We start from the raw sequence: 14529 nt of genomic DNA, 5'->3' as shown, positions 1-14529 counted from the left end.
TAAAGGAGGGCAGCGCCAATGAAATGGAGATTTATCGGATCTGTGGGTTTGGCTTTAAGCTTTGTTATGGCCTTAACGGCTTGCGGAAGTGAGCAGAGCAGTTCTTCTTCTGGTCAGGGCAGTTATAAAGAAATGAAGACCATGGTTATTGATATATTAAAAAGTGAAGATGGGAAAAAAGCGGTTGAGGAATCATTATCAAATTCCAGTTCTGGAGGCACCAGCGGAATGAGTATGAAAATGATGCCACTTCAAACAACAGAGGATATAAAAACCGCTGTTAAAGATACCCTCACTGCACCGGAATATCAAAAGGAAATCGAGAAAATTATGACTGATCCCAAGTTCGCAGGCGATTTTGCTAAAGCCATTCAATCACAAAGCAAAGAATTACACCTGCAACTAATTAAAGATCCCACATATCAAAAATCCGTCGAAGAAATCATGAAGTCTCCAGAAATGATGACCATGTTTCTTAATCTCACCAAAACACCTGACTACCGAAAGCAATCCATGAAGACCATCCAGGAATCTATGCAGACTCCATTATTCCGGATGGAGGTATTGAATTTACTTAAAAAGGTCGTTCAGGACGAGCTCGAACCGAAGGAACAGAAAAAGGGCGGCGAAAGCGGCGATAAACAGGAAGGCAGCGGCAGCGGTGGTGAAAGTGGCAGCGGTAGCGGCGATGATTCAAGCACATAACAAAAAAGAGGCCTTATCCCACCTAACAAAGTGGGACGGCCTCTTTTTATGCACAATAATTAGTGCTCATATTTCGCAATCAGCTTATCGGCGATATCAGCAAACAACAACGCAGTAGCTGTGTCTTCCTTGTATACGGAAGGTGAGAAATCCGGTTCAGAAATATGGTTGTCCGGTGCGCCCAATGGAACTTGTGCAAGCAGCTCGGTATGGAGTGTCTCCGCAAGCCGAGCGCCTCCGCCTCTGCCAAAAATATAATCTTTTTTACCGCAGTCTTTACACTCATAATAAGCCATGTTCTCAATGACCCCAATAATCTCATGTTCTGTCTGCAGAGCCATAGAGCCCGCTCTAGCCGCCACAAACGCTGCGGTAGCATGAGGGGTAGTAACAATAATCTCTTTGCTGTGAGGGAGCATCTGATGTACGTCAAGCGCCACATCACCTGTACCTGGAGGAAGATCAAGCAGCATATAATCAAGTTCTCCCCAGCCCACATCACCGAAGAATTGGCGCAGCATTTTGCCAAGCATAGGTCCCCGCCAAATTACCGGACTATTCTCACGGATAAAGAAGCCCATAGACATGACCTTCACTCCGAAACGTTCCACAGGAATAATGATTCCCTCTTCTACAACGGGTCCCTCTTCGATTCCCATCATATCAGGGATGCTAAACCCATAAATGTCCGCATCAATCAATCCAACCTTTTTACCTTTTCTAGCCAAAGCTACTGCCAAATTCACAGTAACTGTAGACTTTCCAACACCGCCTTTACCACTGGCAATGGCGATAAAGTTAACACCAGAGTTCTCATTGATTAATTCATGATCGTCAAGGCCAGCTGCATGTCCCTTAAGTTTCCCCGGTTCATCAACCAACGGCTCTTCCCCGGCACTCTCTCCGCGAAGCAGAGCACGTTCATAATCGGTTGCATCACGCAGCCGGATATGCACATTAGTGACTCCACCTGCTTCAAGCAACTCACGAACCCGTTGTTCTAGATCCATGCGACTTTGCTCTTCAGGATCCAGACATACGATTGATAAAGATATACGATCTTCTTTAATCATAATGTCACGGATCAGCTGTAGTTCCACAAGGCTTTTTCCGGTTTCCGGGTCTGTTATTGACTGCAGTATTTCCTGGATATGTTCCCTAGTCAGCATGGAAAGCACCTCTGTTTCCTTTCCGGAGGAGAATTCTTCCGGAGTTTTTGTCTATTATAGCATTACCCATCTCCTGATGAGTAGTCCCGGCTACTCGGAAGCATAACGAAGAATGCCACGATATATGCTAGTCGCTACCTTGCGTTGATAAACATCATCTCCGAGTAGAACTGATTCCTGAGGGTGCGACAAAAAACCGACCTCTACAAGGATCGCAGGTATTTTTAATGCTTTTAGTAGATAAACAGTATTTACAGTCTTAGCTACACGATCAGTATTCTCCAGTGTAGTCTTCAGCTCACTCTGTACAAACTCTGCGATAGCTTTATTATCCTTGTGATTGGGATAGTAAAAGGTCTGCGCCCCGCTCCATCGGTTTGAAGGCACACTGTTCATGTGAACGCTTATAAAAAGATCTGCGCCCTTCTCTTCAATGCTTCTTACTCTTTGCTTAAGATCTTCAGTCTTGCGCTTAGAATAGCCCTTAGTGCCCTCCTGAGCCAAATCATAATCCCCTTCACGGGTCATTACAACAATAGCCCCTGCCTGTTGCAGGTAATCACGTAAATAAAGAGAGACCGCAAGATTAATGTCTTTCTCAATTAGCCCTTCCCGGCTAACTGCCCCTCCATCTGCTCCCCCATGTCCAGCGTCGATAGCGATCACTTTACCAGACAAAGGCAGACTCCAATAATTTAACGTTTTGGCAGTAGGCATGTCATACGCTATAATGCCGATCATTATAGCCAGCAGTGTCGCGCCCAGCATACATTTTTTGATACTGCTCCATGAGATCCAGACCGAGACTTTACTGTGTTTTCGGCCAGACATAACAAAGACCCCCTCGTCCCGATAGATAATACTCATCTATATGGGACAAGAAGGCCAAATAGTACTAGCTAACGATGATTAAGCTGTTACTTCTTGAGTCATGCCTTCAATTAGAATCTGCGCAACCTCAGGTCGCGTAAATTCAGGAGGCGGACATTGACCCTCCCGAAGCAAAGCCCGTACCTTTGTACCCGACAAAGTCATATGATCGTCGCCAGGATGTGGGCAGGTTTTACTGGAAGCCATATTTCCGCATTTTTTACAGAAGAAGCTGTGTTCAAAAAATAATGGAGTAATATCAAGTTCCTCAGCGGTGAAATTCGCAAAAATTTCTTGCGCTTCATAAGTTCCGTAGTAATCACCTACGCCCGCATGGTCACGTCCGACAATAAAATGGGTGCAGCCGTAATTTTTGCGAACCATAGCATGAAAAATCGCTTCTCTCGGACCAGCATAACGCATGGCCGCCGGGAAAACACCTAGAAAGGTACGATCCTCAGGATAATAATTCTCCAAAAGCGCCAGGTAGCTCTTCATTCGTACATTTGCCGGTACATCATCAGACTTCGTCTCACCCACTAGCGGGTTTAAGAACAGAGCGTCTACAACCTCCATAGCGCATTTTTGAATATATTCATGTGCACGATGAACTGGGTTACGCGTCTGGAAGCCTACAACTGTTCTCCAGCTCTTGTCTGCAAATATCTTACGTGTAGCTGAAGGGTCAAAATAAAATTCTCCGAACTTTTCTGGCTGTGGTCTATTCAGCACTGTAATTGGTCCTCCTACATAGATAGCCGGGCGGGCCAACAGCTTACTTACTCCTGGATGTTCAGGGTCTGTTGTTTTGAATACATTTTGCGCTTCAAGGTTTTGATCAACCGTATAAATACTCTCAATATCCAATAAACCGTAGATCTCGCCATCCTCTTCACCGATTAGAGATACCTTGTCTCCAATAGCTAAACCAGAGGCCACATCCTCTTCTACAGCAAGTGTTATTGGAATGCTCCACACTGTGCCATCTGCTAAACGCATGTTTTTGACTACGGAGTGATAATCTTGTTCATTCAAAAATCCAGTCAGTGGAGAAAATGCACCTACCGCAATTAGATCCAAATCAGATAAAGTCCAGGTGTTCACGGCAATCGCCTTATAATCACGTGCAAGCTGCAGTAATTCTTCTCTTTCTGTACCCTCTACTACACGGTTAACTAATGTTCCGCCATGCGGACGTATTGAAGTCATTATCGTCTCTCCTTCTGTGTTCTCACGGGGATAGGTCCTACTTGTGTAATCCGCACTCAGTCTTCTCTGATCCAGCCCAACGTCCAGCACGCGGATCTTCACCAGGCATAACCTGACGTGTACATTGCTCACAGCCGATACTTGGATAGTTACGGTCATGTAGAGGGTTATAAATTACATCATTTTCACGAATATAGTTCCATACATCTTCGGTTGTCCAATCCGCAATTGGATTAAACTTAACCAAACCAAATTTATAATCATACTCAACCTTTTTGGCATTAGCACGGGTAGGCGCTTGGTCACGACGAATGCCTGTAATCCAAGCTTCATATTGAGATAGGATACGAGTCAGCGGCTCTACTTTACGAATCCCACAGCATTGGTTAGGATCTACTGTCCATAACGCATCACCGTGTTGAAGTGCTTGCTCCTGCGGAGTGATTTGTGGAGACACTCGTACGAACTCCAGCCCGTATTTATCTGCCATCAAATCTCTGGTTTCATAGGTTTCCTTAAAATGATAATCTGTATCGAGATAAAAGACGTCTGTAGACGGACTAACTTTGTGAAGCATATCAACTAGCACTACATCTTCGGCACCAAAACTGCAGGCAAAAGTAATGTTAGGAAATGTTTCTACAGCCCAGCGGATAATTTCCTCGGGTGAAGCAGTTTCTAATTCTTCGGCCTTAACTTTGATTAAATCCTCTTTCTCGAGCAGGTTCATTAAGGTATTCCTCCATCCAAAATATTAATCGTATGAATAAATGAGGTAAAAGAAGTAATAAAACCAACTAATTCTATATGAAATAGTATATAACTTTTACTGAGGAAGTCAATGCGTTTCATCCGTTAGAATTAGTAAATAGATGCAAAAAAAGCCCATTTCTTGTGGAAAGAGGCAACAAAAAATAAAACCCTTGGCCATATGGCCAAGGGTTGAATTCTGTAAATATTAACGTTTCGAGAACTGAGGCGCACGACGTGCAGCCTTCAAGCCGTATTTCTTACGTTCCTTCATACGTGGGTCACGAGTCAGGAAGCCGGCTTTCTTCAATGCACCGCGATATTCAGGGTCAACTTTAAGCAATGCACGGGAGATACCGTGACGAATTGCTCCAGCTTGACCGGAAATGCCGCCACCATGTGCAAGAACGATTACATCGTAGTTGCCCAGTGTTTCAGTCAGGTTCAAAGGTTGTTTTACGATCATTTTCAGTGTTTCCACACCGAAATATTCGTCCATCTCACGTTTGTTAATGACAATGCGTCCTTCACCCGGTACAAGGCGAACACGTGCTACCGAATGTTTACGACGACCTGTCCCATAGTATTGTACTTGTGCCATGAAACTGTCCTCCTCTATTCTTATCCGCGAAGTTCGTAAACTTCAGGTTTTTGTGCTGCATGTGGATGCTCGGCGCCTGCATATACTTTCAATCTCAGCTTCATGTGGTCCCCTTGACGAGTCTTAGGAATCATACCATGAACCGCGAATTCAATTACGCGTTCTGGTTTAGTATTCAGCAGAGTTTCAGCATTAGTAACTTTCAAACCACCTGGGTGCATCGAGTGACGGTAGTATTTTTTGTTTTGCAATTTCTTACCGGTCAAGTGAATTTTCTCAGCGTTGATTACGATAACGAAATCTCCTGTATCAACGTGTGGAGTGAATTGCGGTTTGTGTTTGCCACGGATCAAAGCAGCGGCTTCGCTGGCCAAACGACCGAGTGTTTTGCCTTCGGCATCAATAATGTGCCAATTGCGTTCAACTTCGTTCGGCTTCGCCATATAGGTGGTACGCATGAATGTTTCCTCCTTGTTCTCGTACGAAAATCTTCTGTTTCGTATATCTTGTTTCTCATTGAATTACGATTATGTGAGTTAAGCAAAGCATTTTTTTGGCATTTTCTCGATCGGGGCTGTGGGATAGCCATCAAGAAAACACAACTTTTATATTACAGTATAAACATAACAAGTGCAAGTGATTTTTAAACATTTAGCCTATTAATCAGGAAGAAATTTATAGAAAAAACTATTCACTTTCAATCTCGTCATATTCAACACTCCACAAAGCTAACCCCATGGCCACAGCTGTTGGACCAGCATGTGATCGATCACATGCTGCCAATATTTCAGCAACCTTATCAGCAGGTATTTTACCTTCCCCCACATGGATCAAAGTCCCCATAATAATGCGAACCATGTGCTGAAGAAATCCACTACCCGTTATATAAGTATGGATAACTCCTTGATCTGATGAAGAGGGTCGGCACATACTGCGGTCTACTTCCATATGAGCTTCAAAGATCGTTCGTACATGAGAAGTCTTCGTAGACCGTCGTGATGCAAACGAAGTGAAGTCATGTGTCCCTATAATTTGCGTTAAGCCTTGCTGCATCGCAGGAATATCCAACTTCACTGGATGGTGAAGCTGCCAGCGCCGCTGAAACGGATCTGGAAACCTGTTGCCATTGATCGTGTATCGGTAAGTTTTACGCTTAGCCCCTCTACGAGAGTGAAACGTTAGCGGAACTTCCCTAGCCTCGGTAACCACGATGTCTTGTGGCAGCCGGGCATTAAGCGCTAGACACCAACGTTCAGTTGGGATTCGAGAGGAGGTTGTAAAGTTAAAAGGCTGGCCATAGGCATGTACTCCGGCATCTGTGCGGCCTGAAGCAGTAATCTTAAGCTTCTCACCTGTCAGATGGAGTATGGCTTGCTCCAGCCGATCCTGAATCGTATTGCCCTGAGGCTGGGTCTGAAAGCCATCATAATTCGTTCCGTCATAATTGACCTTCATCAATAGATTACGCATTCCGTTCTCCTTTTTAAACCGGTCAGCAGAACGTCGATCGAAGCACTGTCTGATCTTCTATTTGAAGAAATGGCTTCGCCGTCCCTAGAAGGACGGCATCCATTTTTCATATATAGAACTACAAGTCCTATAGGATCCTTAATTTCAAAAAAAAGAGCCCCTGCGGGAGCTCCTTCAATTGAACCAAGGTGATTCCCACGGTTATTAGTACAGCAGAGTCTTGCGCCTCTGCAGCACAATAACGCTGATATTTCCCCCATCTTTACTCCAAAGAGGGCTGGATGAAAGGGAAGCATCGGAAATCAATACTTGTGATACTACGCGCGGTCTACCAATTCAAGATAAACCATAGGCGCAGCGTCGCCACGACGAGGTCCTAGTTTAAGGATACGAGTGTATCCACCTGGACGCTCAGTGTAACGAGGAGCGATGTCAGAGAACAATTTTTGAATTGCATCTTGTTCACCATCAACAGTCTCGCGGCGAACAAATGCAGCTACTTGACGACGAGCATGAAGATCACCTTTTTTAGCTTTAGTGATCAGCTTTTCAGCGATAGAACGAACTTCTTTCGCTTTAGCTTCCGTTGTTTGGATGCGCTCGTATAAAAACAGATCCGTTACCATGTCGCGAAATAACGCTTTACGCGCACTGGAATCACGGCCCAATTTTTGGTATGCCATTGTGTTTTCCCTCCTTTACTAAAGCAATCTGCAGCTATTCTTCTGTGCGGAGACCCAAACCAAGTTCCTCAAGCTTTTCCTGAACTTCTTCCAAAGATTTGCGACCAAGGTTACGCACCTTCATCATATCTTCTTCAGTCTTCGTGGTAAGCTCTTGTACGGTATTAATACCAGCACGTTTGAGGCAGTTGTAGGAACGAACAGAAAGATCAAGCTCTTCGATTGTCATCTCAAGTACTTTTTCTTTTTTGTCTTCTTCTTTTTCAACCATAATTTCGGCGTCTTTCGCTTCGTCCGTAAGACCTACGAACAGAACGAGGTGCTCGTTCAAAATTTTGGCTCCGAGGCTTACAGCCTCTTCCGGTCTGATACTTCCATCCGTCCAAATTTCAAGCGTCAATTTGTCATAGTTAGTCACTTGACCAACACGTGTATTGTCTATGCCGTAGTTAACGCGTGAAATTGGAGTGTAGATGGAGTCAACTGGAATAACACCAATTGGCTGATCGTCACGTTTGTTCCGGTCCGCTTGGACATAGCCGCGACCACGGCCTGCAAAAATACGCATATGAAGTCTCGCACCAGGTCCCAGCGTTGCAATGTGAAGATCCGGATTGAGGATCTCAACATCGCTGTCCGCACGGATATCACCTGCGGTAACGATGCCTTCCCCTTCAGCATCAATCTCGAACACTTTTTCCTCGTCTGAATGAATCTTCAGAGACAAGGCTTTAAGGTTCAGAATGATTTCCGTCACATCTTCCATTACGCCTGGAACGGTCGAGAACTCATGCAGAACGCCGTCAATTTGGACCGAAGTCACTGCGGCTCCTGGAAGCGAAGAAAGCAATATCCGGCGAAGCGAGTTCCCCAGAGTCGTGCCATACCCACGTTCCAGCGGTTCAACTACGAATTTCCCATAGGTACCTTCATCATTAGCTTCTACGGTCTCAATCTTCGGCTTTTCGATTTCTATCACGAGTTTACCCCTCCTTCAACGTCGCTCCTATATGAAACTGTCACCCCATCAGGTGCATCATGTAGTATGCCTAAACACCTATTATTAGCAGATGCGTCAGAATTATACCACATTCACAATACTGATTTCACTATACGCGACGACGCTTAGGCGGACGGCATCCATTGTGAGGAACCGGAGTTACGTCTTTAATAAGGTTAACTTCAAGCCCTGCAGCTTGAAGGGAACGGATGGCTGCTTCGCGGCCCGCGCCCGGTCCTTTAACCATAACCTCAACCGACTTCATGCCGTGCTCCATAGCTGCTTTAGCTGCTGATTCAGCTGCCATTTGCGCTGCGAATGGAGTGGACTTACGGGAACCTTTAAATCCTTGGCCGCCGGAGCTTGCCCAGGAAATTGCATTTCCGTGAGGATCCGTGATGGTAACGATGGTGTTGTTGAACGTGGAACGAATATGTGCCACGCCGGATTCGATATTTTTACGGTCGCGACGTTTGGTACGTACGACTTTTTTCGGTTTAGCCATTGTCTCTTATCCCCCCTTATTATTTCTTTTTGTTTGCTACCGTACGACGCGGGCCTTTCCGGGTACGGGCATTCGTTTTAGTACGTTGACCGCGAACAGGCAATCCACGACGGTGGCGAACACCGCGGTAACAGCCGATCTCAGTAAGACGTTTAATATTTAAGGAAATTTCACGACGCAGGTCACCTTCAACCTTAACCGTTTTGTCGATCGTTTCACGCAGTTTGCTGACTTCATCTTCCGTCAAATCACGGACACGTGTATTAGCGCTAATGCCTGTTTCATTAAGAATTTTCTGAGAAGTCGTTTTACCGATTCCGAAAATATAAGTCAAGGCGATCTCAACGCGTTTGTCACGTGGCAAATCCACTCCAGCTATACGAGCCATTTTACGCTACACCCCCTTCTTAACCTTGTTTTTGTTTGTGTTTCGGATTTTCGCAAATCACCATAACAGTCCCTTTGCGGCGGATTACTTTACATTTCTCGCAAATGGGCTTTACAGAAGGTCTTACCTTCATGTTAATTACCTCCTCAAAGTTTTGCGAAGCAAAACTTTTTTCGTAGTTCCCATCTATTTACGGTAAGTTATACGACCTTTTGATAAATCATAAGGCGATAACTGCACGACCACTTTGTCTCCGGTCAAAATACGGATAAAGTGCATCCGCAATTTACCGGATACATGGGCAAGTATTTGATGACCGTTCTCAAGCTCAACCTTAAACGTTGCGTTTGGCAACGGTTCAAGGACAGTACCTTCTACTTCAATGACATCTTCCTTAGCCACAGTTAGTCTCCTTTCTCATCAGCACTTATTCCGGTGGGTCCAGCATACTTCATGACTGCGAATCGCAGCTTTCCGTTTGTTACCCGCCCAGTTTCCTTCAAACTGTCCACAACCTCACTGCTGATGAAGGGTATGAGCTCAAGATGAAGAATATTCTTCTTCTTTGGCCCATCAAACTTACGTTTGTCTCCATCTGCAATGTATACAAATCTGCTATCAACAACTGCGATAACAACGGCTGCCTCTCCGGCATCTTTGCCTTTGAGAATTCTCACTAATTGACCAACCTGCGGGCTGCTCACAGTATTCAAGTGGAGATCACCTACGCATTCAGTTTTGTGAAAATTTCCATGCCGTCCGGAGTAACTGCTACTGTATGCTCGAAGTGAGCACATAGTGAGCCATCAACCGTAACGACAGTCCAGTTATCTTCCAGTGTTCTGACATGTCTCTTTCCTGCGTTTACCATCGGCTCAATCGCGAGCACCATACCCGGTTTCAGACGTGGTCCGCGGTCCGCTATGCCATAATTCGGAATTTGCGGTTCTTCATGCAGTTTTGCCCCAATACCATGACCAACATACTCACGTACGACTGAGAAACCAGCCTCTTCGATGTATTGCTGAATAGCATGGGAGATTGTAAACAAGCGCACATCCGGCTTAACTAACGCCAGTCCCGCGTACAAGGAGCCTTCCGTAACGTCCAGCAAACGCTGAGCCTCTTCGGAAATGCTGCCCACACCGTAGGTCCAGGCGGAATCACCGTGATAACCGCGGTACTCTGCACCGATATCCAGCGTAACAATATCGCCTTCGATCAGTTTACGTTTACCAGGAAATCCATGCACTAATTGTTCGTTGACTGAAGCGCAAATGCTGGCAGGAAAACCGTTGTAGCCTTTGAAAGACGGCACAGCATCTTGACTGCGAATGTATTGATCGGCGATTCTGTCGAGCTCACCCGTTGTAATGCCAGGCTCAATGGCCTGAGCAATAAGACGGTGACTCTCGGCAACAATTCGACCAGCTTCCCTCATAAAGGCAAGTTCCTGTTCGGATTTACAAATGATCATTACATTAACCCCGCATTAAAGACACGATTTCAGAAGTAACGACATTAATTTCGTTTTCCCCGTTTACCTGACGCAAAAGACCTTTATTATCATAAAACGCAAGCAGCGGCGCTGTTTTATTATCATACTCATCCAGGCGCTTGCCTACACTTTCTTCGTTGTCATCCGGACGTTGATATAATTCACCGCCATCAATGTCGCAAATGCCATCTTGCTTCGGCGGGTTGAAGATTAAATGGTAGGATGCTCCGCAAACGCTGCAGATACGACGTCCAGTAAGACGCGCCATTAGCAATCCACGGTCAACATTCAAGTTGATGACATGATCCAAAGAAGTGTTCAAACGGCTAAGAATATCATCCAGCGCTTCCGCTTGCGAAAGAGTTCTTGGAAAACCATCCAATAGAAATCCTTTTTCGCAATCGGACTGCTGCAACCGTTCTTCGACTATCCCAATGGTCACATCATCTGGTACAAGCAAACCTTGATCTATAAATGATTTGGCCTTCAATCCTACCGGAGTTTCCTGTTTGATTGCCAAACGGAAAGCATCTCCTGTCGAAATATGAGGAATACCAAATTCTTTAACGATTTCTGCCGCTTGTGTTCCCTTGCCTGCCCCAGGAGGGCCCATGAATAAAATGTTCACGATTTCTCTCTCCCCCCAAAAGTTCGCCACCAAGCAAGAAACAGCATAATAGGTGCCGGGAAGAATAAAAACTTAAGCTTCACCGGAACCTATCACCTATTTATTGATGAAGCCTTTGTAATGGCGTTTGATCAATTGGCTCTCGATCTGCTTCATAGTATCCAATGCCACACCGATTACGATCAGCAGTGATGTACCGCCAATACGAACTTCTTTAGGCAATCCAGATAAAGCACCGAAGAACATCGGCAGAACAGAGATCAAAGCTAGGAACAAAGCGCCGGACATAGTCAGACGAGACATTACTCTAGTCAGATATTTCTCTGTAGCTTTACCAGGACGGATACCTGGAATGTAACCACCATTCTTCTTCATGTTATCGGCCATCTGCTGAGGATTCATCTGCACGAACGTATAGAAGAACGTGAACCCGATGATCATCACTACATACAGAAGCATACCAAGTGGAGCATCGGTTGCTAAATACTTAGCAATCCATTGAGCCCAGGCATGTGTTGACCAGAAACTGGAGAGAACAACTGGGAACTGAAGCAATGATACGGCGAAGATTACCGGAATTACACCTGCCGCATTAATTTTCAATGGGATATGTGTATTCTGTCCACCGTACATTTTATTGCCGACTACGCGTTTAGCGTATTGAACAGGAATCTTCCGAATACCTTGCTGTACGAAGATAACTGCTGTAATAATCGCTACAATCACAATCAGCACGATAACGACTTTAAGAATATTCAGGAACACCTGATCCGGCTGAATAAAACTTGAGTTAGCCGTACTTGTGATATATCCCGGAATGGCGGCGACGATTCCCGCAAAAATCAGGATCGAAATCCCGTTCCCGATTCCCTTTTCGGTAATCTGTTCACCAAGCCACATCAAGAAAGAAGTACCCGCCGTCAAGATAATGGCAACCAGCAAGTAATCAGCAAATGTCGCATTCGGCATCATTTGAGTTCCATAAATCCGGTTAAACCCTATCGACGTAGCAAAACCTTGGATCAGGGCTAATATCACTGTACCGTAACGAGTGATTTGCGCCAATTGTTTTTTCCCGTGCTCCCCTTGTTTAGCCCATTCAGCAAACTTGGGAACAACATCCATCGACAGCAATTGCACGATGATGGATGCTGTAATGTACGGGTAAATACTGATCGCAAATATCGAGAAGTTTTTGAGCGCTCCGCCCGAAAAGGTGTTCAAGAGTCCCATCAAAGCGTCACCGCTCTGATTTGCTGTTTGCAGTACATCTTTGTTCACACCAGGAACCGGAACAAACGAACCGATACGGTAGATAATCAGAATGAACAAGGTAAACAGGATCTTTTTGCGCAAATCTTCAACATGCCAGATATTCTTAAGCGTCTTGAACATTAGATCACCTCGGTTTTACCGCCGGCAGCCTCGATTTTCTCTACCGCAGATTGAGAGAACTTATTTGCTTGTACAGTCAATTTTACGGTCAACTCACCGTTGCCGAGAATCTTGATGCCGCTTTTGGAATTCTTGACAACACCAGTTTCAAGCAACAACTGCGGAGTCACTTCAGTTCCTTCTGCAAAGCTATTCAGATCTTCCAGGTTCACAATCGCATACTCTTTACGGGTAGGATTGACGAAACCACGTTTAGGCAGACGACGATAGAGCGGATTTTGTCCACCCTCGAAGCCCGGACGAACACCACCGCCAGAACGTGAGTTTTGACCTTTGTGACCGCGACCGGAAGTTTTACCATTTCCGCTACTAGGACCACGACCAACGCGATTGCGTTCTTTGCGGGAACCAGGAGCTGGAGCAAGTTCATGTAACTTCATCGTTTGCACCTCCTTATGTTTGTTAATTTATGCGAGGCGTTTAGCCTTCAATTTCAGTTACAGATAGCAAGTGACTCACTTTATTGATCATTCCGCGAATTGCAGGACTGTCATTGTGAACCACTGTCGTGTTGAGTTTACGCAGGCCGAGCGTCTTAACAGTAACACGTTGTGTTTCTGGACGTCCGATTACACTACGTACGAGGGTAATTTGCAATTTTGCCATTGACGTTCCCCTCCTTAACCGCGCAATTCTTCGACAGATTTGCCGCGAAGTTTCGCGACCTCTTCAATGCGTTTCAGACGGGAAAGTCCCTCCAAAGTTGCATTGACCATGTTCATGGAATTCGAAGAACCCAGTGATTTTGTCAAAATGTCGCCAACGCCTGCCAATTCCAATACCGCACGAACTGGACCGCCAGCGATAACGCCAGTACCCTCTGATGCTGGTTTCAACAACACGCGTCCTGCGCCGAAGTGTCCAGTAACGAGATGGGGAATCGAAGTTCCTACGATTGGGATGTGAATCAGGTTTTTCTTGGCGTCTTCAATGCCTTTACGGATGGCATCCGGAACTTCGCCGGCTTTACCGATACCAGCACCGACGTAGCCGTTGCCGTCGCCCACAACAACAAGTGCACTAAAGCTGAAACGGCGTCCGCCTTTTACAACTTTTGCAACACGGTTAATGTGTACAACTCTTTCTGTCAGTTCTAAACTGTTCGGATCTACACGCAAGTCGTTAACCTCCTTTTAAGAATTATTCTAGAATTCAAGACCAGCTTCACGAGCTGCATCAGCCAATGCTTGAATCCGTCCATGGTACAAGTAACCTCCGCGGTCGAATACGACCACTGCATATCCTTTTTCTTTGGCACGCTCAGCGACCAATTGGCCAACTTTCGCTGCAGCTTCAACGCTACCGCCATTACCGATATTAGCGCTCAGATCTTTATCAAGTGTAGAAGCGGATACGATAGTAACCCCTTTAACATCATCGATCAGTTGAGCGTAGATGTGTTTCGAAGAACGGAATACGTTCAAACGTGGACGCTCAGTAGTTCCCTGGATCTTCTTACGAACACGCAGGTGTCTTTTGAGACGAGCCTTGTTTTTATCTTCTTTTGTAATCATGACTTCCCTTTCACTCCCTTCAGTTTGCCGTAAACAGCTTCACTTTAAGATGCACGGGGTATCTTACAATTAAGTTTAAACTGG

Annotated in this window: 22 protein-coding genes; 1 reads left to right on the top strand and 21 read right to left on the bottom strand. The window is 45.4% G+C overall.

Going from position 1 to position 14529, the window contains the following annotated elements; translation table 11 throughout:
* The first annotated feature begins 18 nt into the window (after positions 1–18).
* Positions 19–705, top strand: coding sequence for a spore germination lipoprotein GerD (gerD, locus tag MHH63_RS00370; protein ID WP_036680627.1), 687 nt, complete (start codon positions 19–21; stop codon positions 703–705).
* A 59-nt stretch (positions 706–764) separates the two neighbouring features.
* Here gerD and MHH63_RS00365 read toward each other — a convergent pair whose 3' ends face one another.
* The 21 genes from MHH63_RS00365 to rplR all read right to left on the bottom strand — a co-directional run bounded on the left by MHH63_RS00365 (position 765) and on the right by rplR (position 14445).
* Entirely contained in the window at positions 765–1874 is a 1110-nt protein-coding gene (locus MHH63_RS00365; protein WP_076130012.1) for an Mrp/NBP35 family ATP-binding protein, read from the bottom strand.
* A gap of 90 nt (positions 1875–1964) precedes the next feature.
* Positions 1965–2705, bottom strand: a complete 741-nt coding sequence (gene cwlD / locus MHH63_RS00360; protein WP_038573445.1) for an N-acetylmuramoyl-L-alanine amidase CwlD — start codon at positions 2703–2705, stop codon at positions 1965–1967.
* Between the two features lie 78 nt (positions 2706–2783).
* Positions 2784–3953 (bottom strand): sulfate adenylyltransferase, encoded by a 1170-nt coding sequence (sat, locus tag MHH63_RS00355; RefSeq protein ID WP_076305238.1) that lies wholly within the window; start codon positions 3951–3953, stop codon positions 2784–2786.
* 37 nt (positions 3954–3990) lie between these two features.
* The gene (locus MHH63_RS00350; protein ID WP_036680616.1) at positions 3991–4683 is read right to left on the bottom strand and encodes a phosphoadenylyl-sulfate reductase; all 693 of its coding nucleotides are present in this window, start codon (positions 4681–4683) and stop codon (positions 3991–3993) included.
* 228 nt (positions 4684–4911) lie between these two features.
* Positions 4912–5304, bottom strand: coding sequence for a 30S ribosomal protein S9 (gene rpsI, locus MHH63_RS00345; RefSeq protein ID WP_025706574.1), 393 nt, complete (start codon positions 5302–5304; stop codon positions 4912–4914).
* Positions 5305–5324: 20 nt separating this feature from the next.
* Entirely contained in the window at positions 5325–5762 is a 438-nt protein-coding gene (gene rplM / locus MHH63_RS00340; protein ID WP_036680589.1) for a 50S ribosomal protein L13, read from the bottom strand.
* A gap of 229 nt (positions 5763–5991) precedes the next feature.
* Positions 5992–6774 (bottom strand): tRNA pseudouridine(38-40) synthase TruA, encoded by a 783-nt coding sequence (gene truA, locus MHH63_RS00335; protein ID WP_036680587.1) that lies wholly within the window; start codon positions 6772–6774, stop codon positions 5992–5994.
* 317 nt (positions 6775–7091) lie between these two features.
* A complete protein-coding gene (gene rplQ / locus MHH63_RS00330; RefSeq protein ID WP_019908254.1) occupies positions 7092–7457 on the bottom strand; it encodes a 50S ribosomal protein L17 in 366 nt (121 codons plus the stop codon).
* Between the two features lie 34 nt (positions 7458–7491).
* Positions 7492–8436 (bottom strand): DNA-directed RNA polymerase subunit alpha, encoded by a 945-nt coding sequence (locus tag MHH63_RS00325; protein ID WP_036680585.1) that lies wholly within the window; start codon positions 8434–8436, stop codon positions 7492–7494.
* A 130-nt stretch (positions 8437–8566) separates the two neighbouring features.
* Positions 8567–8962 carry a 30S ribosomal protein S11 gene (rpsK, locus tag MHH63_RS00320; protein ID WP_019908251.1) on the bottom strand — a complete coding sequence of 132 codons (396 nt, stop codon included), beginning with the start codon at positions 8960–8962 and terminating at the stop codon, positions 8567–8569.
* Between the two features lie 19 nt (positions 8963–8981).
* Positions 8982–9350 carry a 30S ribosomal protein S13 gene (rpsM, locus tag MHH63_RS00315; protein ID WP_036680583.1) on the bottom strand — a complete coding sequence of 123 codons (369 nt, stop codon included), beginning with the start codon at positions 9348–9350 and terminating at the stop codon, positions 8982–8984.
* 19 nt (positions 9351–9369) lie between these two features.
* The gene (rpmJ, locus tag MHH63_RS00310; RefSeq protein WP_003322638.1) at positions 9370–9483 is read right to left on the bottom strand and encodes a 50S ribosomal protein L36; all 114 of its coding nucleotides are present in this window, start codon (positions 9481–9483) and stop codon (positions 9370–9372) included.
* Between the two features lie 53 nt (positions 9484–9536).
* Complete coding sequence (gene infA / locus MHH63_RS00305; RefSeq protein WP_036652996.1) at positions 9537–9752, bottom strand: translation initiation factor IF-1; 216 nt, start codon at positions 9750–9752, stop codon at positions 9537–9539.
* 2 nt (positions 9753–9754) lie between these two features.
* Complete coding sequence (locus MHH63_RS00300; protein WP_036680581.1) at positions 9755–10063, bottom strand: KOW domain-containing RNA-binding protein; 309 nt, start codon at positions 10061–10063, stop codon at positions 9755–9757.
* Between the two features lie 11 nt (positions 10064–10074).
* Positions 10075–10827, bottom strand: a complete 753-nt coding sequence (map, locus tag MHH63_RS00295; RefSeq protein ID WP_038573450.1) for a type I methionyl aminopeptidase — start codon at positions 10825–10827, stop codon at positions 10075–10077.
* Between the two features lie 4 nt (positions 10828–10831).
* Positions 10832–11476, bottom strand: coding sequence for an adenylate kinase (locus MHH63_RS00290; RefSeq protein ID WP_038573451.1), 645 nt, complete (start codon positions 11474–11476; stop codon positions 10832–10834).
* Between the two features lie 96 nt (positions 11477–11572).
* Entirely contained in the window at positions 11573–12871 is a 1299-nt protein-coding gene (gene secY / locus MHH63_RS00285; RefSeq protein ID WP_076099614.1) for a preprotein translocase subunit SecY, read from the bottom strand.
* Positions 12871–13311 carry a 50S ribosomal protein L15 gene (gene rplO, locus MHH63_RS00280; protein ID WP_036680569.1) on the bottom strand — a complete coding sequence of 147 codons (441 nt, stop codon included), beginning with the start codon at positions 13309–13311 and terminating at the stop codon, positions 12871–12873. Before rplO ends, secY begins: the two co-directional genes overlap by 1 nt.
* 40 nt (positions 13312–13351) lie before the next feature.
* On the bottom strand, positions 13352–13537 hold the full coding sequence (gene rpmD / locus MHH63_RS00275; protein ID WP_036680567.1) for a 50S ribosomal protein L30: 186 nt from the start codon (positions 13535–13537) through the stop codon (positions 13352–13354).
* 14 nt (positions 13538–13551) lie between these two features.
* The gene (gene rpsE, locus MHH63_RS00270; protein WP_036652980.1) at positions 13552–14049 is read right to left on the bottom strand and encodes a 30S ribosomal protein S5; all 498 of its coding nucleotides are present in this window, start codon (positions 14047–14049) and stop codon (positions 13552–13554) included.
* 27 nt (positions 14050–14076) lie between these two features.
* Entirely contained in the window at positions 14077–14445 is a 369-nt protein-coding gene (gene rplR, locus MHH63_RS00265; protein ID WP_036680564.1) for a 50S ribosomal protein L18, read from the bottom strand.
* Positions 14446–14529: the final 84 nt, after the last annotated feature.

This window comes from Paenibacillus sp. FSL H3-0310 (assembly GCF_038002785.1).
Lineage (GTDB): Bacteria > Bacillota > Bacilli > Paenibacillales > Paenibacillaceae > Paenibacillus_AQ > Paenibacillus_AQ odorifer.
Note: the sequence above shows the minus strand (reverse complement) of the source record. Positions and strands in the feature narration are given on the sequence as shown.